The organism is Muricoccus nepalensis, assembly GCF_006438825.1.
GTDB classification, from domain to species: domain Bacteria; phylum Pseudomonadota; class Alphaproteobacteria; order Acetobacterales; family Acetobacteraceae; genus Roseomonas; species Roseomonas nepalensis.
Genome location: NZ_RCZP01000052.1, coordinates 1 through 22,408, shown reverse-complemented (window position 1 = coordinate 22,408; position 22,408 = coordinate 1). Strand labels below are relative to the sequence as shown.

The following is a 22,408-nucleotide window of genomic DNA, read 5'->3' as shown; positions in this document are numbered from 1 at the left end:
GCCCATGGACAGCGTCCTGCCGCAGCTGCTGACTGGGCTCGCCACCGCCTCGTCGCTCTTCCTCGTGGCCTCCGGGCTGACGATCATCTTCGGCGTCACCCGGATCGTGAACTTCTCGCACGGCAGCCTGACGATGCTCGGCGCCTATATCGGCTGGAGCATCCTCACCCGCCTGCCGCGCGACCCCGCCTGGTTCGCCCTCGGCATCCTTCTCACCGCCCTCGCCACCGCCCTCATTGGCGTGCTGATCGAGCGGGTGGTGCTGCGCCGGGTCTATCGGGCGCCGGAGCTGTTCCAGTTGCTCGCGACCTTCGGCGTCGTGCTGATCGTCCAGGACGCGACGCTCTGGCTCTGGGGCGCAGTGGAGCTGCCGCTGCCGCGCCCGCGCTGGCTGCGCGGCTTCGTCGAGGTCGCGGGCGGGCGCTTCCCGTTCTACGACCTCGTCCTCATCGCCATCGGGCCGGTGGTGCTCGGCCTGCTCTGGCTGGTGATGAACCGCACGCGCTGGGGCACGCTGGTGCGGGCCGCGACGCTGGACCGCGAGATGGTGGCGGCCCTCGGCGTGGACCAGCGGCGGCTCTTCACGTCGGTCTTCGCGCTCGGCGCGGGGCTGGCCGGGCTCGGCGGCGCGCTGTCGCTGCCGAACGCCTCCGCCAATCTCGGCATCGACCTCTCCGTCATCACCGACGCCTTCGTGGTCGTGGTGGTGGGCGGGCTGGGCAGCCTGCCCGGCGCCTTCGTGGCCAGCCTCCTCATCGGCATCCTCCAGGCCTTCGGCATCGTGCTGGTGCCCAAGATCACGCTCGTGCTCGTCTTCCTCGTCATGGCGGTGGTGCTCGTGTTCCGTCCGAACGGGCTGATGGGGCGCCCGCAGGCGGAGGCGCGCGAGGCCGCTCTCGCCGCGCCGGTCGTGCGCGCCGCCCCGCCCGCGCTGCGCTGGCTCGGCGCCGTCGCGCTCGTCCTGGCGGTCCTCGCCCCCTTCGGCGCCGGCGACTACTACCTGACGGTCCTGACCGACGCCTGCGTCGCCATCCTCTTCGCGACCAGCCTGCACTTCATGATGGGGCCGGGGGGCATGGCGAGCTTCGGGCACGCCGCCTGGTTCGGCATCGGGGCCTACGCCGCGGGGCTGCTGCTGCACTGGGCGGGCGCGCCGATGCCGCTCGGCCTGCTGGCGGCGCCCGTCGCGGCAGGGATCGTCGCCGCGCTGTTCGGCTGGTTCGTGGTGCGGCTTTCGGGGGTGTACCTGTCCATGCTTACCCTCGCCTTCGCGCAGATCGCCTGGGCCGTCTCCTTCCAATGGGTGGAGGTGACCGGCGGGGACAACGGTCTGCTCGGCGTCTGGCCGCCGGACTGGGCGCGCAGCCCGCGCGTCACCTACTGGATCGCGCTCGCGCTCTCGGTCGGCGTGGCCCTGCTGCTGCGGCGCGCGCTCTATGCCCCCTACGGCTACGCGCTGCGGGCGGCGCGCGATTCCGCGGCCCGGGCGCAGTCGATCGGGCTCGACGTCGCGCGGCTCCGCCTCGTGGCGCTGGTCATCGCGGGCGCGGCCTGCGGGCTCGGCGGCGCGATCTTCTCCTACGGCAAGGGCGGGGTCTTCCCGACCTACATCTCCATCCCGCACTCGGTGGAGGCGCTGTTGATGGTGCTTCTCGGCGGGTTGCAGACCGTCGCCGGGCCGATCGTGGGCGCGCTGGTCTACACGGGGCTCGCCGACCTGCTCGTTCGCTCCACCGACCTCTGGCGCCTTGTCCTCGGCGCGGTGATCGTGCTGCTCGTCACCGCCTTCCCCGAGGGCATCGCGGGCGCCGCGCGGCGACTGTGGCTGCGGGGGCGGGAGGCTTGAGCGTCCTCGCCGTGCGGGGGCTGAGCAAGTCCTTCGGGGGGGTGAGGGCGGTCTCCGATGTCTCCTTCGCCGTCGCGCCCGGGGAGATGCTGGCGCTGATCGGGCCGAACGGCGCGGGGAAGTCGACCCTCTTCAACATGGTGGGCGGGCAGTTGCCGCCCGATGGCGGGTCCGTCCTGCTGGGCGGCGACGCCATCACCGGCCTCGGGCCGCGCGCCATCGCGCGGCGCGGCGTGGGGCGCACCTTCCAGGTGACGGCCACCTTCGGGTCGATGACGGTGCGCGAGAACGTGCAGATGGCCATCCTCGCGCATCACGGGGAGGTCTGGCGCTTCTGGCGCCCGGCGGCGGAGCGGCACCGGGCGGCGGCCGACGCGCTGCTCGCGCAGGTGGGGCTCGCGGCGCAGGCGGACCGGGCCACGGGCGTGCTGGCCTACGGCGACCTGAAGCGGCTGGAACTGGCGATCGCGCTGGGCAACGCGCCGCGCCTGCTGCTGATGGACGAGCCGACCGCGGGCATGGCGCCGGCCGAGCGCGTCGGCCTGATGCACCTCACGCGCCACCTGGCGACGGAGCGCGGCCTCGCCGTGCTGTTCACCGAGCACGACATGGACGTGGTCTTCGACGTCTCCGACCGCATCCTCGTGCTGGACCGCGGCGCGCTGATCGCCGAGGGCGACGGGCCCGCGATCCGCGCCGACCCCGCCGTGCGAAGGGTCTATCTCGGCACCGGTGCCACGAGCGGGGGGCACTGATGCTCCTCGTCGCGGGCCTCAACGCGCATTACGGCCGCGCGCACATCCTGCGGGACATGGCGCTCGAGATCGGCGCCGGCGAGGTGATGGTGCTGCTCGGCCGCAACGGCGCGGGCAAGAGCACGACGATGAAGTCCATCATCGGCCTCCTGCGCCCGACGAGCGGGCGGGTCCTCTACGGCGGCCGAGACATCGCCGGCGAGGAGCCGCACCGCGTCGCGCGCTCGGGCGTCGGCTACGTCCCCGAGGACCGGCGCGTCTTCGCGGACCTGACGGTCATGGAGAACCTCGAGGTCGGCCGGCAGCCGGCGCGCGAGGGGCAGCGCGCCTGGACGCCGGCGCGCCTCTTCGAGCTCTTCCCCAATCTCGGGCGCATGCGGGACCGGCCGGGCGGGCGGATGAGCGGGGGCGAGCAGCAGATGCTGACCATCGCCCGCACCCTCATGGGCAACCCGCGCCTGCTGCTGCTCGACGAGCCCAGCGAGGGCCTGGCGCCCGTCATCGTGGAGCAGATGGCGGCGGCGATCCTCGCGCTCAAGGCGGAGGGGCTGACGATCCTGCTGGCCGAGCAGAACCCCCACTTCGCCGGCGGCATCGCCGACCGGGCGACGGTGGTGGAGAAGGGCGCCGTCGTCTGGTCCGGCAGCATGGCGGCGCTGCGCGCGGATGACGACGCGCGGCGACGGTACCTCGCGGTATGACGGCCGCGCGCGACATCGTGCTGGAGGTGAACGGCGAGCGGCACGCGCTCCGCCTCGATCCCTCGGCGCCGCTGCTGGCGGTGCTGCGCAACGACCTCCGGCTGAACGGCCCGAAATACGGCTGCGGCCTCGGCGAGTGCGGCGCCTGCGCGGTGCTCCTCGACGGGCGGGCGGCGCGCGCCTGCGTGATGCCCCTCTCGCGGGCGGAGGGGCGGCGGATCACGACGCTGGAGGGCCTCGGCAGCATCGAGGCGCCGCATCCGGTCCAGGCCGCCTTCATCGCCGAGCAGGGCGCGCAGTGCGGCTACTGCCTCAACGGCATGATCATGGCGACCGTCGCGCTGCTCGGGCGCAACCCGAGCCCGTCGGAGGCGGAGATCCGCGCGGCGCTGGCGCATCACCTCTGCCGCTGCGGCACGCATCTCGAGATCCTCGCCTCGGTGCGCCGGGCCGTGCGGGAGCGCGCGACGTGACCCCGCGCGCGGCGCAGGGCCTGGCGCGGGGGGAGGTCCTGGCGCAGGAGGGCGTGCTGGCGGTCACCCGCCGGCGCGCACCGGTGCCGGGCACGCCGCCGGGGGCGAACGCGCGGGACGAGGAGGACGTCTTCGTCGCCGTCTTCGACGACGGCAGCGTCGCCGCCTTCAACGGGCACGTGGACCTCGGCACCGGCATCCGCACGGCGCTGACGCAGATCGTGGCGGAGGAGCTCGACGTCCGGCTCGACGCCGTGACGGTCGTGCTCGGCGACACCGCGCGCACGCCTGACCAGGGGCCGACCATCGCCAGCGAGACGATCCAGATCGCCGCCGTGCCGCTCCGCCAGGCGGCCGCCGGGGCGCGGCGCGCGCTGCTCGCCATGGCCGCGGCGCGGCTGGGCACGGAAGCGCTGGCGGTGGCGGAGGGCGTCGTCTCCGACGCGGCCGGCCGCCGCCTCTCCTACGGCGAGCTGCTGTGCGGCGCGCGCGCGATCCTGCCGCTCGACGGCGACGCCCCGCTCAAGCCCGTGGGGAGCTACCGCCTCGTCGGGCAGCCGGTGCCGCGCGCGGACATCCCCGCCAAGGCGACGGGCGGGCTGACCTTCGTGCACGACATGCGCGTGCCCCGCATGCTGCACGGCCGCGTGGTGCGCCCGCCCTACGCGGGGCTCGACAGCGGCGCCTTCGTGGGCCGCAGCCTCCTCTCGGTGGACCGCAACTCGGTCGCGCACATCCCTGGGCTGGTCGAGGTCGTCGTCCTCGGCGACTTCGTCGGCGTGGTGGCGGAGCGCGAGGAGGAGGCGGCGCGCGCGGCCCGGGACCTGCGCGTGGCCTGGAGGGCCTTCTCCGCCCCGGCCGGGCTGGACGACGTGGAGACGGCGCTGCGGCGGAACCCCTCCACCCGCCGCGTGCTGAAGGAGACGGGCGACGTGGACGGCGCCCTGGCCGGCGCCGCGAAGCGGATGCCACGCACCTATTCCTGGCCCTACCAGATGCACGCCTCCATCGGCCCCTCCTGCGCCCTGGCGGACTTCGCGGAGGGCGCGCTGCGCGTCTGGTCCGGCACCCAGAACCCGCACATGCTGCGCGCCGACCTCGCCCGGCTGATGGACCTGCCCGAGGCCCGGATCGAGGTCACGCGCATGGAGGCCGCCGGCTGCTACGGCCGCAACTGCGCCGACGACGTCTCCGGCGACGCCGCCCTCCTCTCCCGCGCGGTCGGCCGCCCCGTGCGCGTGCAGCTCACGCGGGAGCAGGAGCACCTCTGGGAACCGAAGGGCGCCGCGCAGCTCATCGACGTCGACGGCGGGCTGGACGCGGCGGGCAACCCCGTCGCCTACGACTTCGTCTCGCGCTATCCCTCCAACGACGCGCCCCTTCTCGCCCTCCTGCTGACGGGCGCGGTCGAGCCCTCGCCGGCGGTGCTCGGCATGGGCGATCGCACGGCCATCCCGCCCTACGACTACCCGGCCATGCGGATCGCGGTGGAGGACATGCCGCCGATCGTGCGCGCCTCCTGGATGCGCGGCGTCTCGGCGCTGCCGAGCACCTTCGCCCACGAATCCTACATCGACGAGCTCGCGGCCGAGGCCGGCGTCGACCCCGTTGAGTACCGCCTGCGCCTCCTGAAGGAGGAGCGCGCGGCGGCGCTCGTCCGCGCCGTCGCCGAGCGCGCGGGGTGGGAGCCGCGCACGGGCCCGCGCCGGACAGGGGAGGGCGACATCCTCCGCGGGCAGGGCTTCGCCTACGCCCTCTACGTCCACAGCAAGTTCCCCGGCTACGGCGCCGCCTGGGCGGCCTGGGTAGCGGAGGTGGAGGTGAACCGCCGCACGGGGGAGGTGGTGGCGACGCGCATCGTCGCGGGCCACGACGCCGGGCTGATGATCAACCCCGACGGCGTGCGGCACCAGGTGCACGGCAACGTCATCCAGGCCACCAGCCGCGCGCTGAAGGAGCGCGTGCCCTTCGAGGACGGGATCGTCGCCGCGCGGGAATGGGGCGGCTACCCCATCCTCGACTTCCGCGAGGTGCCGGCGGTCGAGGTGATGATGATGCCGCGGCCGGAGGAGCCGCCCCTGGGCGCCGGCGAATCCGCCTCCGTGCCCGGCGCCGCCGCCATCGCCAACGCCCTCTTCGACGCGACCGGCGTGCGCTTCCGCCGCGCGCCCTTCACGCCCGAGGTGATCCTGGCCGGGCTGGAGCCGGCGGCACCTCCCCCGCCGCCGCGCCGGCGCTGGTTCCGGGGACTGGGCGGGGTCCTGGGCGGCCTCGCGGTGGGCGCGGCCGCCGCCCTCGGCTGGGCCGCGGCCCTGGCGCCGGTTCAGCCGCCCGGGGCCGAGGCCTTCCCCGCGGCCCAGCTCGAGCGCGGGCGGCTGCTGGCGGCCGCCGGCAACTGCGCGGCCTGCCACACCGCCCCGGACGGCGTCGTGAACGCGGGCGGCCGCGGGGTGGCGACGCCCTTCGGCACGATCTGGTCCACCAACCTCACCCCCGACCCGGAGACGGGCATCGGCACCTGGTCCTTCGCCGCCTTCGAGCGCGCCATGCGCCAGGGCATCGGGCGCGACGGGCGCCACCTCTACCCCGCCTTCCCCTACACCGCCTTCGCGGGGATGACGGAAGGCGACCTCCTCGCCCTCTACGCCCATCTCATGGCGCAGCCGCCGGTGCGCTCCGTCGTGCCGGAGACGCGGCTCGCCTTCCCCTTCAACCTCCGCCCCCTGCTGGCGGGGTGGAACCTTCTCTTCCACCGCCCCGGCGTCATCGAGCCCGACCCCGCGCGGACGGCCGCGTGGAACCGGGGCCGCTACCTCGTCGACGCGGTCGGGCATTGCGGGGCCTGCCACACGCCGCGCAACGCCCTCGGCGCCGAGCGCCGCGGGGCCGCGCTCGCGGGGGGCTTCGCCGGCGGGTGGGAGGCGCCGGCGCTGGACGGCTCCTCGCGGGCGCCGCTGGCCTGGAGCGAGGCGGACCTCTTCGACTATCTCCGCACCGGCCATTCCCCGCGCCACGGCGTGGCCGCGGGGCCGATGGCGCCGGTCGTGGCGGGGCTCGGCGCCCTACCGGACGCGGACATCCGGGCGATGGCGCATTACCTCGCGGCGCTGCACCCCGCGGCGGCCGGCCCTGCCGTTGCGCCCGCGCCGGACGCGGCCGCGTGGGGGGCGGGGGAGGGCGCGCGGCTCTTCGAGGGCGCCTGCGCCGCCTGCCACGGCGGCGGCGCGCAGGACGGGCCGGAGGTGGCGCTCGCCGTCAGCACCGCCCTGCACAGCGACCACCCCGACAACCTGCTGCGCGTGATCCTGGAGGGCATCCCCTCGGTGATCCCCGGCCACGGCGCCATGCCGGGCTTCGGGGACAGCCTCAGCGACCGCCAGGTGGAGGCGCTCGCCGCCCATCTGCGCGGGCGCTTCGCGCCGGGGCGGCCGGCCTGGCAGGACCTCGGCGGCCGCCTCCGGCACCTCCGGGCGACGGCTCGTTGAGGATTTCGCTTCCGTCTAACTGACCGCTTATTTAAATCGGGTGACCTCGGAGGATCGGATCATGGGCAAGCCCCGCATCGCCATCGTCGGCGCCGGCCTCGGCGGGATCGCCGCCGCGCTGCTGCTGCGCCAGGAGGGCTTCGAGGCGACGCTCTACGAGCAGGCGCCCGCCTTCGCGCGGCTCGGGGCCGGCATCCATGTCGGGCCGAACGTGATGAAGATCATGCGCCGCCTCGGCCTCGAGCCGGCGATGGAGGCCATGGGGTCGCACCCGGACTATTGGTACAGCCGCAACTGGGACGACGGCGCGGTGCTCGCCCAGATCCCCCTCGGCGATTACGCGCGCCGCGCCTACGGCGCCTCCTACCTCACCGTCCATCGCGGCGACTTTCACCGCCTGATGGTGGACGCCGCCCCCGCCGGCGCTCTCCGCTACGACAAGCGGCTGGTGGCGCTGGAGGACCGCGGGCCGGACGTGGCCCTGCGCTTCGCCGACGGCACGGAAGCGGTGGCCGACATCGTCATCGGCGCTGACGGCGTGAACTCCGTGATGCGCGAGCACATGCTGGGCGCCGAGGCGCCGCGCTACACCGGCTATGTCGGCCACCGCGCGGTCTTCCCGGCCTCGGCGCTCGCGCGCTTCGGCATGCCCTTCGACCAGTGCGTGAAGTGGTGGTCCGAGGACCGGCACATGATGGTCTATTACGTCACGGAACGGCAGGACGAGTACTACTACGTCACCGGCGTGCCCCAGGCGGAGTGGGACATGACGAAGGCCTGGGTGCCCAGCAGCCAGGAGGAGATGCGCGAGGCCTTCGCCGGCTACCACCCGATGGTGCAGGCCCTGATCGACGCCTGCACCGAGATCACGAAGTGGCCTCTGCTGGAGCGCGACCCGCTGCCGCTTTGGAGCCGAGGACGCCTGGTGATGCTGGGCGACGCCTGCCATCCCATGAAGCCGCACATGGCCCAGGGCGCGGCCATGGCGATCGAGGACGCGGCCATGCTCGCCCGCGCCCTCACGGTCGTGGGCGCGGAGGACCACGAGACCGCCTTCGCGCTCTACCGCGCCAACCGCATCGAGCGGGCGTCGCGCGTGCAGAAGGTCTCGCACGACAACACCTGGCTGCGCGACAACGAGGACCCGTCCTGGGTCTTCGGCTACGACGTCTTCACCGTGCCGCTGGTCGAGCCGGCGCGCGCGGCCGCCTGACGGTGCCGGGCACCGCGACGGCGCCGCCGCGCCGGGCCGGCCGGCCCATCGGCCGCCGCCCCGCCGACCCCGCCGGCGTCCCGACCGAGACCCGCATCCTCGAGGTCGCCGAGCGGGTCTTCGCCGACCGCGGCTACGTCGCGGCCTCGCTGCGCGAGATCGCGCGGGCGGCCGACGTCACGCAGGCGCTGATCCTCTACTACTTCGGCAGCAAGCAGCGCCTCTTCGAGACCCTCTTCAAGCGCCGCGGCCTCGAGATATCGCGGCAGCGGCAGGCGCTGCTGGACGAGCTCCTGTCGCGCCCCGAGCCGCCCACGGTGCGCGCGCTCGTCGCCGCCTACCTCCGGCCCCAGTTCGCGCTGCGCGGCGGGGACGAGGGCGGCACGGCCTTCGTGCGCCTGCAGGCCCGCCTGCACCACGAGCCCGACGAGCTGGCGCTCCGCCTGCGGCGCGAGGTCTATGACGGGGCGACGCGCAACTACATCGCGGCCATCGGCCGCGCGGTGCCGGGCCTCGACCCCGCGGACGCCCACTGGCGAATGATGTTCGCGGTGGGCACCTACCTCTACATGCTCTCGGGCGTCGACCGGCTGGACGACATCTCCGACGGCCGCTTCACGACCGAGGACACGGGGGAGGTGCTGCGGCGCCTGACCGACTTCCTCGTAGCGGGGATCACGGCGCCGGGGAGCTGAGGCGTCAGCCCAGCCACTCCTCCACGCAGCGCCGCAGGAAGGCGGCGTCCTCGGGGTTGTCCGCGGGGTTTCCCGCGCGATGGCCCCAGATGCTGGGGATGGGCCGGAGCTCGGCCCGGCGCAGGTGCGGAAGCTCCGCCTCGTTGTCGGCCACGCGGAAGTAGAGGTCCGTCGCCCCGGGGATGAGCATCACCCGCGCCTCGATGGCGCGCAGCGCGGCCGGGAGGTCGCCTTTATAGGTGGAGTTGTCGCTGATGTCGCCCACGTCCCAGCAGCGCATCTGCGCGAGGAGGTTCGCGGCCCTCTTCGCGTCGTAGCGGCGCTCCCAGGTGCGAAGATAGGCCTCGAGGTCCGGCGTCGCGGGCGAGAGGTGCAGCCCAGCGCGGTAGAAGTCCTGGCTCATCGCCCAGGCCGCGTAGTTCCGGCCGAAGGCGCGCAGCGCCGCCGCCGGCTGGGCGGAGAAGCTTCCGTCGCCCTGGTACTCCGGCGCGGCTTCCAGCGTCGCCATCTGCGCGCGCAGGAAGACCCGGTTGTGCACCGCCGTGCGCGCGCTGCCGCAGACGACGAAGGCGGCCTCCACCGCCTCCGGGAACAGCGCGGCCCAGTGATAGGCCTGCTGCGCGCCCATCGACCAGCCGTAGACGGCGCGCAGGCGCTCGATGCCGAAGACGTCGCGCAGCAGGCGGCGCTGCGCGTGGACGTTGTCGTGGGCGGTGACGAGCGCCGGGTAGCCCGGCGTGTCCGCGGGCGAGGAGGACACGCCGTTGCCGAACATGTCCACCTGCACGACGAACCAGCGCGCCGGATCCAGCACGCCGCCGGGCCGGACCAGCCACGCCACCTCCTCGGTCGTCGCGCCGTAGCTCGTGGGGTAGAGGACCACGTTGTCCCGCGCGGGGGAGAGCGTGCCGTGCGTGCGCCAGGCGAGCGTCGCGCCCGCGATGGTCCCGCCCTTCAGCACGGGCAGGTCGCCCAGGGCGTGGTGCCCGCTGCTCGTCGCCCAATCGCTCATTTGCTATCTCCGGTGGCGGGCGAGGATCGGCTCAAGCCGCCCGCCGCCGCAAGGCGCGGGGTCAGTCGAGCTTCAGGCCGATGCGCTTGACGATGTTCGTGTAGAGGGCGAACTCGCGGTCGAGAAAGGCGCGGGTGGAGGCCGGCGTGCTGTCCAGCACCGGCGTCGTGCCCGTGCTCTCCAGCCGCTCCCGCACGCGGGGTTCGGACAGGGCGGCGTTGGCGGCCTTGCTCAGTGCCTCCGCGACGTCGTCGGGCAGGCCCTTGGGGCCGACCATCACCGTCCAGGTCGTCAGCTCGTAGTCGGGCAGCACGGCCTCGGCCACCGTCGGCACGTCCGGGAAGTTAGCGTCGCGCGCGCGGGTGGTGACGGCGAGCAGCCGCAGCGCCCCGTCCCGCACCTGCCCCACGACGGAGCCGAGCTGGTCCACCGCGTAGAGCGTCTCGCCCTTGATGAGGGATTCCGCCGTCTGCGAGCCGCCGCGGTAGGGAACGTGCTGCGCGCTCGTTCCCGCCAGGTTGGCCAGGTAGTCCGCGCCGAGATGCGACACGCCGCCGACGCCGGAGCTCGCGTAGCCGATTCGCCCGGGCTCCGCGCGCAGCCGGTCCACAAGCCCCTTCACCGTCGTGATGCCGGAATTCGCGGGCACGACCACGCCCATGGGGCTCGTGCCGACGATGGTGACCGGCGTGAAGTCCTCCGTGGGGTGGTAGCGCGCGGCCGCGGCACCGGAGGCGGGCGCGACGGCCAGGGTGGAGGCCGATCCCACCAGCAGCGTGTGCCCGTCGGGGCGCGCGCGGCGCACGTATTCCGCGCCCAGCGCGCTCCCGGCGCCGGGGCGGTTCTCCACGAGCGCGCGGCCCTCGGGCGCCAGCAGCGGGCCCAGCCGGTCGGCCAGCAGCCGGCCCGCCAGGTCGTTGGCCCCGCCGGGCGCGAAGGGGACGACGACCGTGATGGGCCGGTCCGGATAGGCGGCCAGGGCGGGGCGGGCGAGGACCGCGGCGATGGCCGCGGCGCCCGCGCCGAGGCGGCGTCGGGTGATCATGGGCATTCTCTCCGGCGCGGCCTCGTCCGGGGCCGCTTCCGCCCCAGTCTGCCCGCGGCGGGGCCGGCCGTCACCCGGCCGCCCTCGCCCGGCGTTCAGGGTCAGGCGTCGCCCACCGTCACCGTCACCTCGCCGGTGCCCTCGCAGGTGGGGCAGGGCTTGCTCTCGATCGCCCCCGTGCCGCCGCAGGCCGGGCAGGTGTTCGGGGCGGTCTGGGAGGCGTCGTCGCCGGTCTCGTCGCCGGGGCGGGGGGGCTGGTCGGGCATGGGTTCCTCCGGGTCGTGCGGGGTGAACGTCGCCCGGCGCGCGCCCGTTGCGGCCCCTTCAGCCCGCCCGCGCCCGCGCGCCTCCCGCCGAGAAGACGTGCGCGCCGCGCAGCGAGAGAAGGCAGGGGTCGCCGCGGCCGAAGGCCTCGCCCGGCGCCGCCACGGCGTCCAGCACGGCGGGGCCGGCCTGCACCACCAGCCGCGCGGGCCCCTCCACCTCGTCCCGCACGAGGCGCACGCGCGCCTCGCCGTCCCCGCGATGGGCCAGCATCTCGCCCGGCCGCGTGAAGGCGGTCGCCGGCCCGTCCGGCAGGGCGACGGGGACGGGCGCGATGGGCAGCGGGGCGAAATGCGCGGCGCCGTCCCGCACGGCGCAGGGCAGCCGCGCCGCGTCGCCCACAAAGCCCGCGACGAAGGCGGTGGCGGGCTCGCGCAGCAGCGCCGCAGCCGTGTCCAGCTGCACCACGCGCCCGCGCTCCATCACCGCCACGCGGTCGGCCATCTCCATCGCCTCCTCCTGGTCGTGGGTGACGAGGATGCTGGTGATGCCGAGGCTGTCGTGCAGCCCGCGCAGCCAGCGCCGCACCTCCTTCCGCACGAGGGCGTCGAGCGCGCCGAAGGGCTCGTCGAGCAGCAGCAGGCGCGGCTCGATCGCGAGCGCGCGGGCGAGGGCCACGCGCTGGCGCTGCCCGCCCGAGATCTGCTCGGGGTAACGCCGCTCGAGCTCCGGCACTTGCACGAGCTCGAGCAGGCGGCGGACGCGCGTCGCGATCTCGGCCGCGGACGGGCGCTGGCGGCGCACGCGCAGGCCGAAGGCCACGTTGTCGAACACGGTCATGTGCCGGAACAGGGCGTAGTGCTGGAACACCACGCCGATGCCGCGCTCGCGCGCCGGCACGCCCGCCATCTCGCGCCCCGCGATGCGGACGCTGCCGGCATCGGTGCCCTCCAGCCCCGCCAGCACCCGCAGCAGCGTCGTCTTGCCGGATCCCGAGGGGCCGAGCAGCGCGACGAACTCCCCCTCGGCCACCGAGAGCGACACGCCGTCGAGCGCGGCCAGGCCCCCGAAGCGGCGGGCGACGTCCCGGACCTCGACGGTCAAGCCTCGCCCCCCGCGCGGCGCCCGGCCGCGCGCTCGAGCACCGCCTTGGCGGCGAGCGTCACGAGGCCGAGCAGCGCGAGCAGGGCGGCGACGGCGAAGGCGCCGGCGAACTGGTACTCGTTGTAGAGAATCTCGACATGCAGCGGCACCGTGTTGGTCTCTCCGCGGATATGGCCGGACACGACCGACACCGCGCCGAACTCGCCCATCGCGCGGGCGTTGCAGAGCAGCACCCCCGCCAGCAGCGCCCAGCGCACGTTCGGCAGCGTGACCAGCAGGAAGGTCTGCAGCCCGCCGGCGCCGAGGGTGGCCGCCGCCTCCTCCTCGTCCCGCCCCTGCTCGGCCATCAGCGGCAGCACGGTGCGGGCGACGAAGGGGAAGGTGACGAAGAGCGTGGCCAGCACCAGGCCGGGCACGGCGAAGATGATCTGGATATCCCGTGCCTCCAGCCAGGGCCCGAACCAGCCGCGGGCGCCGAACATGAGCACGAAGGAGAGCCCCGCGATGACGGGGGAGACGGAGAAGGGAAGGTCGATCAACGCCGTCAGCAGCCTCTTTCCCGGGAAGTCGAACTTCGCGATGCACCAGGCGGCCGCCAGCCCGCCGAAAAGGTTCACGGGCACGGTGACCGCCGCCACCAGCAGGGTGAGCCAGATCGCCGCGACCGTGTCGGGCTCCCGCAGGGCCTCCAGCGCCGCCGGGACGCCGCGCCGTAGCGCCTCCGTGAAGACGGCGGCCAGCGGCAGGGCGAGGAGCAGCAGGGCGGCGAGGATCGCGCCGCCTGCCAGGAGGCGCCGCGCCCAGGGCGGGTCCTGCGCGGCCCGCCGGAAGGCGCCGCTCATCGCCGGCCCCGCCGCAGGCGCCGCTGGAGAAGCTCGATCGCGAGCAGCACGACGAAGGAGAGGATGAGCATCGCGAGCCCGACCGCGGCCGCGCCCGCGTAGTCGAACTGCTCCAGCCGGATGACGATCAGCAGCGGCGCGATCTCCGTGAGCATGGGCAGGTTGCCCGCGATGAAGATGACGCTGCCATACTCCCCGACGGCGCGCGCGAAGGCGAGGGCGAAGCCCGTCAGCAGCGCGGGCAGCAGGCCCGGCAGCACCACGCGCATCACCGTCTGCGCGCGCGTGGCGCCGAGCGTCGCCGCCGCCTCCTCGGCCTCCGCGGCCATGTCGCGCAGCACGGGCTCCACCGTGCGGACGATGAAGGGCAGCCCGACGAACATCAGCGCCAGCACGACGCCCGCGCGGGTGAAGGCGATCTTCCAGCCGAAGATCGCCTCCAGCGGCGCGCCGATCCAGCCGTTGGGCGCGGTCACCGCCGTCAGCGCGATGCCGGCGACGGCGGTGGGCAGGGCGAAGGGCAGGTCGAGCGCCGCGTCCAGCACGCCGCGCCCGGGAAAGCGCAGCCGCACGACCGCCCAGGCCAGCAGCAGCCCGAGCGGCAGGTTCAGCAGCGCCGCCAGCAGCGCGCCGCCGAAGGAGAGGCGGAGCGCGGCGAGCACCCGCTCGTCCGCGAGCGAGGCCAGTAGCCCCGCCGGGCCGAGTTCCAGCGGCCGCAGCGCCAGCGCCGCGAGCGGGATCAGCACGATGGTGCCGAGCCAGAGAAGGGTGATCGCCAGCGTCGCCGGGAAGCCCGGGATCGCCCGCACGGGCGCGGCGCGCCCGGCGGGCCGCGTGGATGCGCTCACCGCGCGGCCCGCGCCACGCGGTCGAAGACGCCGCCATCCGCGAAATGGGTGCCCTGCGCCTTCGCCCAGCCGCCGAAGGTCTCGTCCACGGTGACGAGGTCCATCGCCGGGAAGCGCGCGGCGTTGTCGGCCAGCACCGCCGGGTCGCGCGGGCGGTAGAAGTGCTTCGCGGCGAGGGCCTGGCCCTCGGGGGTGTAGAGGCCCTGGAGGTAGGCCTCCGCGACGGCGCGCGTGCCGCGGCGGTCCACCATCCGGTCCACCACCGCGACCGAGGGCTCGGCGAGGATGGTGAGGGAGGGGTAGACGATGTCGAACTTGTCGGCGCCAAACTCCTGGATGGCGAGGTGCGCCTCGTTCTCCCAGGCCAGCAGCACGTCGCCGAGGCCGCGCTGGGCGAAGGTGGTGGTCGACCCCCGCGCGCCGGTGTCGAGCACGGGCACGTTGCGGAACAGCCGCACCATCGCCTCCTCGGCCGCGGCGTCGCTGCCTCCGGGCTGGCGCAGCGCCCAGGCCCAGGCCGCGAGGTAGTTCCAGCGCGCGCCGCCGGAGGTCTTGGGGTTGGGGGTGATCACCGCGACGCCGGGCCGCATCAGGTCCCCCCAGTCGCGCAGCCCCTTAGGGTTTCCCTTCCGCACGAGGAAGACGACGGTGCTCGTGTAGGGCGCGCTGTTGTTTGGCAGGCGGCCCATCCAGTCCTTCGCGAGCAGCCCGCGCTCGGCCACCTCGTCGATGTCGTAGGAGAGGGCGAGGGTCAGCACGTCCGCCTGTAGCCCGTCGATGACCGAGCGCGCCTGGCGCCCGGAGCCGCCATGGGAGGTGTTGACCCGCACCGCCTGGCCGGACTGCGCCCGCCAGCGGGCGGCGAAGGCGGCGTTGTACTCCCGGTAGAACTCCCGCGTGGGGTCGTAGGAGACGTTGAGGAGGGTGAGCGTGCCCTGGGCGAGGGCGGGAAGCGGCAGCGCGGCGGCCGCGAGGAGAAGGCATCGTCGGGCGGGCATCGGCCGGTCTCCTTCCTGGAGGCGGAAAAGGGTTGCACGAGCCCAGGCTAGCGCCCCTTGGCGGCCGGCCGTCCTCACATCCTGCGAAGCGGGGGGCAAGGGGGGGCAGCGCGGGCCGGATCAGCGCCGCTCCGCGAAGAAGGCCCGCAGCAGGCCGCCCGCCTCGGTCTCCCGGACGCCGCCCACCACCTCCGGCGCGTGGTGGCAGGAGGGGGCCGCGAAGACCCGCGCGCCGTGCTCCACCCCGCCGCCCTTGGGGTCGTAGGCGCCGAAGACCACGCGCCGCACCCGGAAGAGGGACGCGGCCTGGGCGCACATCGGGCAGGGCTCGAGCGTCACCCAGAGGGTGCCATCGGCGAGCCACTTCCTCCCCAGCCGGCCCGCCGCCGCGCGCAGGGCGAGGATCTCGGCGTGGGCGGAGGGGTCGCGGCGCGCCTCCACCTCGTTCCCGGCGCGCGACAGCGGGGTGCCCGCGGCGTCCGTCACCACCGCGCCGACCGGCACCTCGCCGCGCGCGGCGGCGGCCCGCGCCTCCTCCAGGGCCAGCGCCATGGGCGTGCCATCCGTCATGCGAGCCTCCGCACCGCGTCACGGGCGCTTGTGGAGGCGCCCGTTGAGGCTCTACCAACCCCTTCATGACCGCACGACCCCTGATCGGCCTGACCCTCGATGCGGAAGAGCCGGGCGGCTACTCCAAGCTGCCCTGGTACGCGCTGCGCCAGAACTACTTCGGCGCGGTGGCGGCGGCCGGCGGGCTGCCCATCGCGCTCCCCCACCACGCGGCGCTGGCCGACGACTACCTTGACCGCCTGGACGGGCTGCTGGTCACCGGCGGCGCCTTCGACGTGGACCCCGCGCTGTACGGCGGCGGCCCCCGGCACGACACGGTGGTGCTGAAGGAGGGCCGCACGGCCTTCGAGATCGCGGTGCTGCGCGGCGCGCTGCGGCGGAACATCCCGGTGCTCGGCATCTGCGGGGGGGAGCAGTTGCTGGCCGTGGCCCTCGGCGGCACGCTCATCCAGCACATCCCGGACAGCGTGCCGGGCGCCCTCGCCCACGAGCAGCCCAACCCGCGCACCGAGCCCGGCCACGAGGTGGCGCTCACGCCCGGCACGCTCCTCTCCCGCATCGTCGGTGCGCCCGCCATGGCCGTGAACTCGGCGCACCACCAGGCGGTGGACCGGCCGGGGGAGGGGGCCATCGTCAACGCCCGCGCGCCGGACGGCGTGGTGGAGGGGCTGGAGCACCCCGGCTACCGCTTCTGCCTCGGGGTGCAGTGGCACCCGGAATACACGGTCGACACGCGCGACCAGGCGATCCTGGACGCCTTCGTCGAGGCCTCCCGCCACACGGGCCGTGAGCGGGCCGCCGCATGAGCGAGGATGAGGCCGCCCCCGCGCGCGGCGAGCGCATCGCGAAGTTCCTGGCCCGCGCCGGCATCGCCAGCCGGCGCGACGCCGAGGGGCTGATCGCCCAGGGGGTGGTCACCCTCAACGGCGCGACGGTCGAGGGCCCCGCCACCTTCGTCACTCCCGGGGACGCGGTCGCGGTGAACGGGCGCGCGGTGGGCGCGCCGGAGCCCACGCGGCTGTTCCGCTACCACAAGCCCGACGGGCTCGTGACCACGCACAAGGACCCCCAGGGCCGCCCGACCGTCTTCGAGAAGCTGCCGGCCGGCCTGCCCCGCCTCGTCTCCATCGGCCGGCTGGACCTCACCAGCGAGGGGCTGCTGCTGCTGACCAACGACGGCGCCCTCGCGCGGCGGCTGGAACTGCCCTCGAACGGCTGGCTCCGGCGCTACCGGGTCCGCGTCCACGGCCGGGTGAACGAGGCGGCGCTCGCCTGGCTCGCCCGCGGGGTCACGGTGGACGACGTGAAGTACGGGCCCATCCAGGCCGGGCTCGACAGCCGCCAGGGCACCAATTCCTGGCTGACCGTCTCCCTGCAGGAGGGCAAGAACCGCGAGATCCGGCGCGTCATGCAGCACCTGGAGCTGCACGTGACGCGCCTCATCCGCGTCGCCTACGGCCCCTTCCAGCTCGGCACCCTGCCCGCCGGCGCCGTGGAGGAGGTGAACGCGCGGACCATGCGCGAGCAGCTCGGCGTCGGCGCCGCACCGCGCATCCAGCGCGGGGTGGAGCGCACCGAGGCGCCGCCGGACGCCGAGCCGCCCCGCACCACCCGCGCCCCCCGCGCGCGCCGCGCCGGCGACCCGCACCGCACGCCCTGGGGCGCCAAGCCCCACACCGAGGGCTGATGCGCCCGGCTCTTTTTCGGACGCGGGGGCACCGCGTCCCGGCCCGCCGGGGCCGGAGCGCCGGGGCGGCATGAGGATCGTGGCGGGCCGCTGGCGCGGCCGCACCCTGCAGGCGCCGCCCGGGGAGGGCACGCGCCCCACGGCGGACCGCGTCCGGCAGGCGCTTTTCGACTCGCTCTGGCACGCGCCCTGGGCCGGGCGGGAGGCGGTGGAGGGCGCGCGGGTGCTGGACGCCTTCGCCGGGACCGGGGCGCTGGGCCTCGAGGCCCTCTCGCGCGGCGCGGCACAAGCGGTCTTCCTGGAGCGGGACCGCGTGGCGCTGGCCGTGCTGCGGGCCAACATCGCGGCCCTGAAGGCCGAGGACAGCGCGCGCGTGGTGGCCGGCGACGCCCTGCGCCCGCCGCGCCCGGAGGCGGCCTGCGGGCTGGTCTTCCTCGATCCGCCCTACGGCAAGGAGATGGGACCGGCCGCGCTCGTCGCGCTGCGCACCGCGGGCTGGATCGCCCCGGCCGCGCTCGCCTGCCTGGAGGTGGGACGGAACGAGTCGGTGGCGCTGCCCGAGGGTTGGGAAGCCCTGGCGGAGCGGCAGCACGGGGCCGCCCGCGTCCTGGTCCTGCGGGCCGCCTGACCCCAGCCTGGCACCCCGGCGAGGGCGCAAAAAAAGAGGCGGTGCCCGAAGGCACCGCCGAGTTTAGGGAGGAAACGTCCAAGAAATACAGCAGCCCGGCAGGGCCGTTCTGCTGCCCGGGAAAGATGCGCGCTTCCCCAAACCCACGCAAGCGGAAATGTTGCGGCGCAGCATATCGTGAGCGCGGCGCCGCCCCGGGTCCCGGTCGGCTCTTGCTGTCGTCCCGGCGGGGGCCAATGGTCTTGTCTCCCCATCGTCGGTACCCGCCGCCGCGGACGGGAGCAGCGATGGCCCGAGGTGCTGGATGACGACCGACAAGAACGCCCCCGCCGGGGCTTCCCCGTCCGGGGACGTGGACACCCGCCTCCTCGTGCTCGAGATGACCATCGCGGCGGTGGCCGCCCGCCTGCCCCAGGCCGACTTCGACGAGGTGGTCTCCATGCTCGTCTTCGTGGCGAAGAGCTCCGACGCGGCGCGGGCCCTCGACGAGCCCGCCGGCGGGGCGCAGCAGCTCGCCGAGGCCGGGCGCTGCGCGACGGCCATGCTGGACCGGATCGCGGCGTCGCGGCGGTCCCAGCGCGGCGCCGCGGGGAACTGAGCGACCCTCCCGGCGCCTAGAGCGGCCGCCCAGGGAGGCTGCCTAGAGGGGATCGTCCTCCGGCGGCGGGACCGGCGCGGCGGCCTCGGCCTCCGCCGGGAGCTGCGGCGCGGGGCGGGCGACGCGGCGGAAGGCCGCCCGGCGGCTGCCCGCGGCGTCGAGGCCGTAGGGATCGGCCAGCGCGGCCACCCGGCCGCCTTCCGGCCAGGCGGTGAGATAGGCCAGCACCACCGTCACCTCCTGCGGGGGAACCAGGTCCAGCGTGCGGCCGGTGGCGAGCGTCGCGCCGAGGGCGGCCGGCGCGCTGTCGAGCATCCAGGCCGCGAGGTCGCGGATCCGCTCCACGCGCACGCAGCCATGGGACAGTGCGCGGTCCCGGTTCGCGAAGAGGCCGGGGCTGCTGGTCCCGTGCAGGAAGATGCCGTCCGAATCGAGAAGCCCGATGCGCAGAAGCCCGAGCGGGTTGCCGGGCCCCGGCGGCTGGACAAGCCGGCCGTTCACCACCCGGAACCCCGCGGCGCCGGCGGCGCGGATCTCGGGCTCGATGCTGGCGGGCACGTACCAGGGCGGGTTGCAACGAACCGTCGTGACGAAGGTGGAGAGCTGCGGGGTGCGCGTGCGCGCCGCGCCGACCACGACGCGCGACCGCAGGACCTCCCGCCCGCCGTCATGGGCGGTGAGCTCGGCGGCGGCGATGTTCACGAGGATGACGCGGCCGGCGGAGAGGTCCAGGCCGAGGTCGTCCAGGCGCCCGAGCGTGCGGCCCACCGCGGTCCGCAGGCGCGGGGAGGCGGGCGGCACGGCGTCGAGCGCCTGGCGGAGCAGCGCCCGCGGGTCCGGCACCGCGAGCGGCAGGCCTTGCGCGGCCACCCGGCGCGGGGAGGCCGGTCCGAGGGCGGCGGCAAGGGCTCCGAGCAGGAGCCGGCGCGCGAGGGGGCGGCGGGTCTGTTCCATCATCGGCGGGGTGGCTGCGCCCGGAGCGTAGCAGGAAGGCGCCGCCTTCGGGGAGTGATCCATCCCGCCGGACCGCGCCGGCCGGTTCGCCAGGACGGGTTCCGCCGGGCCTTCGGTCACCTTGGTCAACGACGGACTCCCCCGCTCCTGGCCCTCCGTTGCTCATCATCGCGATGGATGAGGGGCAGCGTGGCGACCGGGATCGGAATGCCAGACATTCATTGACAATTCTGAAATCGAATCGTCCTTCGAATACTCTTTATCGCTTGTTCATCTCACTGGGCGAGAACGCAGAGGCCCTGACGAGAGCTTCCCCATCGAATGACTCAAAATCCAGCCCTCTCCACCCTGCCACACGATTAAGTGATTACGCCGCCGATAAGGACGGCGACTGGCCCAGACCGGCCGAGACAAGGCAGAAGCATGTCACAGCTCGCTCTTCCCGCCTTCGCGTCCCTCGGGACCGGCGGAATCGTTGCCCTCAAGCTCCAGAACGCCGGCGCAGCGACCTTGCAAGGCGGCGTGACCACCTTCGGCCAGGTCTTCGAGATGGGCGACCTGCCGAAGGGGGGCGGGCTCGTCGCGCAGATCGGTGGCCGGACGGTCTCCGTCCAGATGGACGTGAAGAGCACCTACGCCGACGGCTCCGCCAAGATGGTCGTGCTCTCGCTCGAGCGGCCGGACCTCGCGGCCGGCACCGCGCTTGACGTCGTGCTCTCCAAGGGCAGCGTCGCCGCGGCGCCGGCAATCGACCTGGCCCAGGCGGTCGGCGCCCACTCCTTCAAGGTGGACATGACGCCCGCGGGCGGCGCGACCACCAGCATCGACGTCCTCGCGGCGCTCAAGACGGCGCTTGCCAACGGCACCGCCTCCTTCTGGCAGAAGGGCGAGTTCGCGACCGAGGCGCGCGTCGCCATCGACCTGCCGGGCTCGCAGCGGATGCTCTTCGACGTCACGGCCTACAAGGGCGGCGGGCTGTCGGTCGACGCGGCCTTCAACAACGACGACGCCATGCAGTCGAGCGGCGGCCGGGTGAACTACACCTTGAAGGCCCAGCTCGACGGCGTCGTGGTCGCCAACGAAACCGTCAGCCAGGCGCAGTACCAGAACTGGCACGAGTCCTTCAGCACCGGCAGCAGCGGCGGGCAGGGGCTCGGCAGCCCGAACGCGGGCTGGCTCAACATCCAGCACGACACCGCCTATCTCGAGGCGACCGGCGCCGTCGCGCACTACAACCTCGCGATCGGCGTCGACAGCTCGCTCGTCGCCGGCATGGCCGCGCAGATGGCCGCCTCCGGCTGGGGCGCGCCGCTCGCGACGAACGGCGTCGAGCCCTACATGCCCGGCACCGGCGGGCGGGCCGACATCGGCATTACCACCCAGTCCAACACCACTTGGCTGATGACGCAGGACGCGCGCGCGGCCGCCTACGCGCTCGGCCAGGCCGATGCCGCGGGCTCGGTTCCCTTCCACTTCTGGGACGCGGCCAACAAGACCTGGCTGAACACGGACAACTATCCGAACCTCTGGACGGACGCGCGCGGCGGCGAGGGACAGCCCGGCAACGCGGCCTCCGGCGGGCTGACGCAGCAGGTCGCGTGGGACACGGGCTGGGAGTACGACACGGCGCACCAGCCCGACCTCTCCTACGTGCCCTTCCTCATGACCGGCGAGCGCTGGATCCTGGACAACGTCCAGGCGCAGGCCTCCGCCTCGATCATGAGCGAGTGGCCGGCGCCCCGCATGAACGCCGCCGACATCGTGGCCGGCAGCTCCCAGGTGCGCTCCGCCGCCTGGAGCCTGCGGCAGATCGACGAGGCGGCCTGGGCCTCGCCGGACGGCAGCCCGGAGAAGGCCTTCTTCCAGGCGGCATCCGACAGCAACTGGAAGTACCTCGTCTCCAAGATCCCCGAATGGACGGCCTGGCAGGGCGAGGCGCATGGCTGGGTGCCCGGCGACTACGGCATCCCCGGCGCCATGCCGGAGTGGCAGCAGGACTACTTCGCCACCACCACCGTGGCCGCGGCGCGCGCGGGCAACGCCGACGCGCTCACCTTCCTCAAGTGGGAGATGAACTTCCTCGTGGGCCGTTTCACCCACGAGTCCAGTGGCTTCAAGATGCATGACGGCGTCACCTACCTGATCGCCACCAGCGACCCCAGCACGGGCGCCGTCTACAAGACCTGGGCCGAGATCGGCGCGCAGACCGCGGCGCGCGGCTACTCCAACGGCGATGGCTGGTGGCAGGTCGGCGGCAACTACGCCCAGGTCGCCCTCGCGAGCCTCTCGGCCATCTATGACCTGACGGGCAGCCAGGAGGCGCTCGACGCCTACCGCGCGCTCGTCGCCGGCGCGCCGCCCTTCATCGACGACGCCACCTTCGCGAAGGACCCCACCTACTCCCTCGCCGTGCCGCATGCCGGCAACACGCCGCCAAACCCTCCCCCCCCGCCCCCGCCGCTCATCCCCTCCCCGATCGACCAGACGATCGGGAGCGGGCCGGACACGATGGTGCTCAAGATCAGCGAGGACGCCTGGAACGGGCACGCGCAGTACACGGTCAAGGTGGACGGCGTGGCGGTCGGGAACGGGCTGACGGCCGCCGCCAGCCACGCGCTCGGGCAGTCGGACACGCTGACGCTGAAGGGCAGCTGGGGCGCCGGCGCGCACACGGTGGAGGTGAGCTTCCT

The 22,408-nt window shown here is 74.4% G+C and carries 20 protein-coding genes and 1 pseudogene; 12 read left to right on the top strand and 9 right to left on the bottom strand.

What is annotated here, in order from left to right:
- Positions 1 to 4 precede the first annotated feature (4 nt).
- The 7 genes from EAH89_RS27360 (at position 5) to EAH89_RS27330 (ending at position 9,168) form a co-directional block, all read left to right on the top strand.
- The gene (locus EAH89_RS27360) at positions 5 to 1,846 is read left to right on the top strand and encodes an ABC transporter permease (RefSeq protein WP_140886871.1); all 1,842 of its coding nucleotides are present in this window, start codon (positions 5 to 7) and stop codon (positions 1,844 to 1,846) included.
- On the top strand, positions 1,843 to 2,601 hold the full coding sequence (locus tag EAH89_RS27355) for an ABC transporter ATP-binding protein (protein WP_140886870.1): 759 nt from the start codon (positions 1,843 to 1,845) through the stop codon (positions 2,599 to 2,601). The genes EAH89_RS27360 and EAH89_RS27355 overlap by 4 nt, the downstream gene beginning before the upstream one ends.
- A complete protein-coding gene (locus EAH89_RS27350) occupies positions 2,601 to 3,302 on the top strand; it encodes an ABC transporter ATP-binding protein (protein ID WP_140886869.1) in 702 nt (233 codons plus the stop codon). The genes EAH89_RS27355 and EAH89_RS27350 overlap by 1 nt, the downstream gene beginning before the upstream one ends.
- On the top strand, positions 3,299 to 3,775 hold the full coding sequence (locus EAH89_RS27345; RefSeq protein WP_140886868.1) for a (2Fe-2S)-binding protein: 477 nt from the start codon (positions 3,299 to 3,301) through the stop codon (positions 3,773 to 3,775). Before EAH89_RS27350 ends, EAH89_RS27345 begins: the two co-directional genes overlap by 4 nt.
- Entirely contained in the window at positions 3,772 to 7,260 is a 3,489-nt protein-coding gene (locus EAH89_RS27340) for a molybdopterin cofactor-binding domain-containing protein (protein WP_140886867.1), read from the top strand. Before EAH89_RS27345 ends, EAH89_RS27340 begins: the two co-directional genes overlap by 4 nt.
- A 61-nt stretch (positions 7,261 to 7,321) precedes the next feature.
- The gene (locus EAH89_RS27335; protein ID WP_277753896.1) at positions 7,322 to 8,473 is read left to right on the top strand and encodes an FAD-dependent monooxygenase; all 1,152 of its coding nucleotides are present in this window, start codon (positions 7,322 to 7,324) and stop codon (positions 8,471 to 8,473) included.
- Positions 8,474 to 8,475: 2 nt separating this feature from the next.
- Positions 8,476 to 9,168: a TetR/AcrR family transcriptional regulator gene (locus EAH89_RS27330; protein ID WP_161993790.1), complete on the top strand. Its 693-nt coding sequence runs from the start codon at positions 8,476 to 8,478 to the stop codon at positions 9,166 to 9,168.
- A 4-nt stretch (positions 9,169 to 9,172) separates the two neighbouring features.
- On the opposite strand, the gene EAH89_RS27325 is transcribed toward EAH89_RS27330, so the two are convergent.
- The 8 genes from EAH89_RS27325 to EAH89_RS27295 all read right to left on the bottom strand — a co-directional run bounded on the left by EAH89_RS27325 (position 9,173) and on the right by EAH89_RS27295 (position 15,833).
- Complete coding sequence (locus EAH89_RS27325) at positions 9,173 to 10,180, bottom strand: alpha/beta fold hydrolase (protein ID WP_140886865.1); 1,008 nt, start codon at positions 10,178 to 10,180, stop codon at positions 9,173 to 9,175.
- Between the two features lie 61 nt (positions 10,181 to 10,241).
- Positions 10,242 to 11,225 carry a Bug family tripartite tricarboxylate transporter substrate binding protein gene (locus EAH89_RS27320; protein WP_241667240.1) on the bottom strand — a complete coding sequence of 328 codons (984 nt, stop codon included), beginning with the start codon at positions 11,223 to 11,225 and terminating at the stop codon, positions 10,242 to 10,244.
- 101 nt (positions 11,226 to 11,326) lie between these two features.
- The gene (locus EAH89_RS31830) at positions 11,327 to 11,491 is read right to left on the bottom strand and encodes a hypothetical protein (protein ID WP_162861335.1); all 165 of its coding nucleotides are present in this window, start codon (positions 11,489 to 11,491) and stop codon (positions 11,327 to 11,329) included.
- Between the two features lie 58 nt (positions 11,492 to 11,549).
- Positions 11,550 to 12,593 (bottom strand): sulfate/molybdate ABC transporter ATP-binding protein, encoded by a 1,044-nt coding sequence (locus EAH89_RS27315; protein WP_140886863.1) that lies wholly within the window; start codon positions 12,591 to 12,593, stop codon positions 11,550 to 11,552.
- A complete protein-coding gene (cysW, locus tag EAH89_RS27310) occupies positions 12,590 to 13,435 on the bottom strand; it encodes a sulfate ABC transporter permease subunit CysW (RefSeq protein ID WP_140886862.1) in 846 nt (281 codons plus the stop codon). The genes EAH89_RS27315 and cysW overlap by 4 nt, the downstream gene beginning before the upstream one ends.
- Positions 13,432 to 14,283, bottom strand: coding sequence for a sulfate ABC transporter permease subunit CysT (gene cysT / locus EAH89_RS27305; protein WP_140886861.1), 852 nt, complete (start codon positions 14,281 to 14,283; stop codon positions 13,432 to 13,434). Before cysT ends, cysW begins: the two co-directional genes overlap by 4 nt.
- Complete coding sequence (locus EAH89_RS27300; RefSeq protein ID WP_140886860.1) at positions 14,280 to 15,281, bottom strand: sulfate ABC transporter substrate-binding protein; 1,002 nt, start codon at positions 15,279 to 15,281, stop codon at positions 14,280 to 14,282. The genes cysT and EAH89_RS27300 overlap by 4 nt, the downstream gene beginning before the upstream one ends.
- Positions 15,282 to 15,401: 120 nt before the next feature.
- Positions 15,402 to 15,833: a nucleoside deaminase gene (locus tag EAH89_RS27295; protein WP_140886879.1), complete on the bottom strand. Its 432-nt coding sequence runs from the start codon at positions 15,831 to 15,833 to the stop codon at positions 15,402 to 15,404.
- Positions 15,834 to 15,916: 83 nt separating this feature from the next.
- On the opposite strand from EAH89_RS27295, the gene EAH89_RS27290 reads away from it, so the two are divergent.
- The 4 genes from EAH89_RS27290 to EAH89_RS27275 all read left to right on the top strand — a co-directional run bounded on the left by EAH89_RS27290 (position 15,917) and on the right by EAH89_RS27275 (position 18,764).
- Positions 15,917 to 16,657, top strand: coding sequence for a gamma-glutamyl-gamma-aminobutyrate hydrolase family protein (locus tag EAH89_RS27290; RefSeq protein ID WP_140886859.1), 741 nt, complete (start codon positions 15,917 to 15,919; stop codon positions 16,655 to 16,657).
- The gene (locus tag EAH89_RS27285) at positions 16,654 to 17,538 is read left to right on the top strand and encodes a pseudouridine synthase (protein ID WP_140886858.1); all 885 of its coding nucleotides are present in this window, start codon (positions 16,654 to 16,656) and stop codon (positions 17,536 to 17,538) included. Before EAH89_RS27290 ends, EAH89_RS27285 begins: the two co-directional genes overlap by 4 nt.
- Before the next feature lie 70 nt (positions 17,539 to 17,608).
- A complete protein-coding gene (gene rsmD / locus EAH89_RS27280) occupies positions 17,609 to 18,166 on the top strand; it encodes a 16S rRNA (guanine(966)-N(2))-methyltransferase RsmD (protein WP_140886857.1) in 558 nt (185 codons plus the stop codon).
- Between the two features lie 304 nt (positions 18,167 to 18,470).
- Positions 18,471 to 18,764: a hypothetical protein gene (locus EAH89_RS27275; RefSeq protein WP_140886856.1), complete on the top strand. Its 294-nt coding sequence runs from the start codon at positions 18,471 to 18,473 to the stop codon at positions 18,762 to 18,764.
- 42 nt (positions 18,765 to 18,806) lie between these two features.
- Here the strand turns inward: EAH89_RS27275 and EAH89_RS27270 are convergent, their stop codons facing one another.
- Complete coding sequence (locus EAH89_RS27270) at positions 18,807 to 19,838, bottom strand: L,D-transpeptidase family protein (RefSeq protein ID WP_241667241.1); 1,032 nt, start codon at positions 19,836 to 19,838, stop codon at positions 18,807 to 18,809.
- Between the two features lie 303 nt (positions 19,839 to 20,141).
- Here EAH89_RS27270 and EAH89_RS27265 point away from each other — a divergent pair.
- A pseudogene (locus tag EAH89_RS27265) lies at positions 20,142 to 22,408 on the top strand (hypothetical protein); the annotation flags it as partial.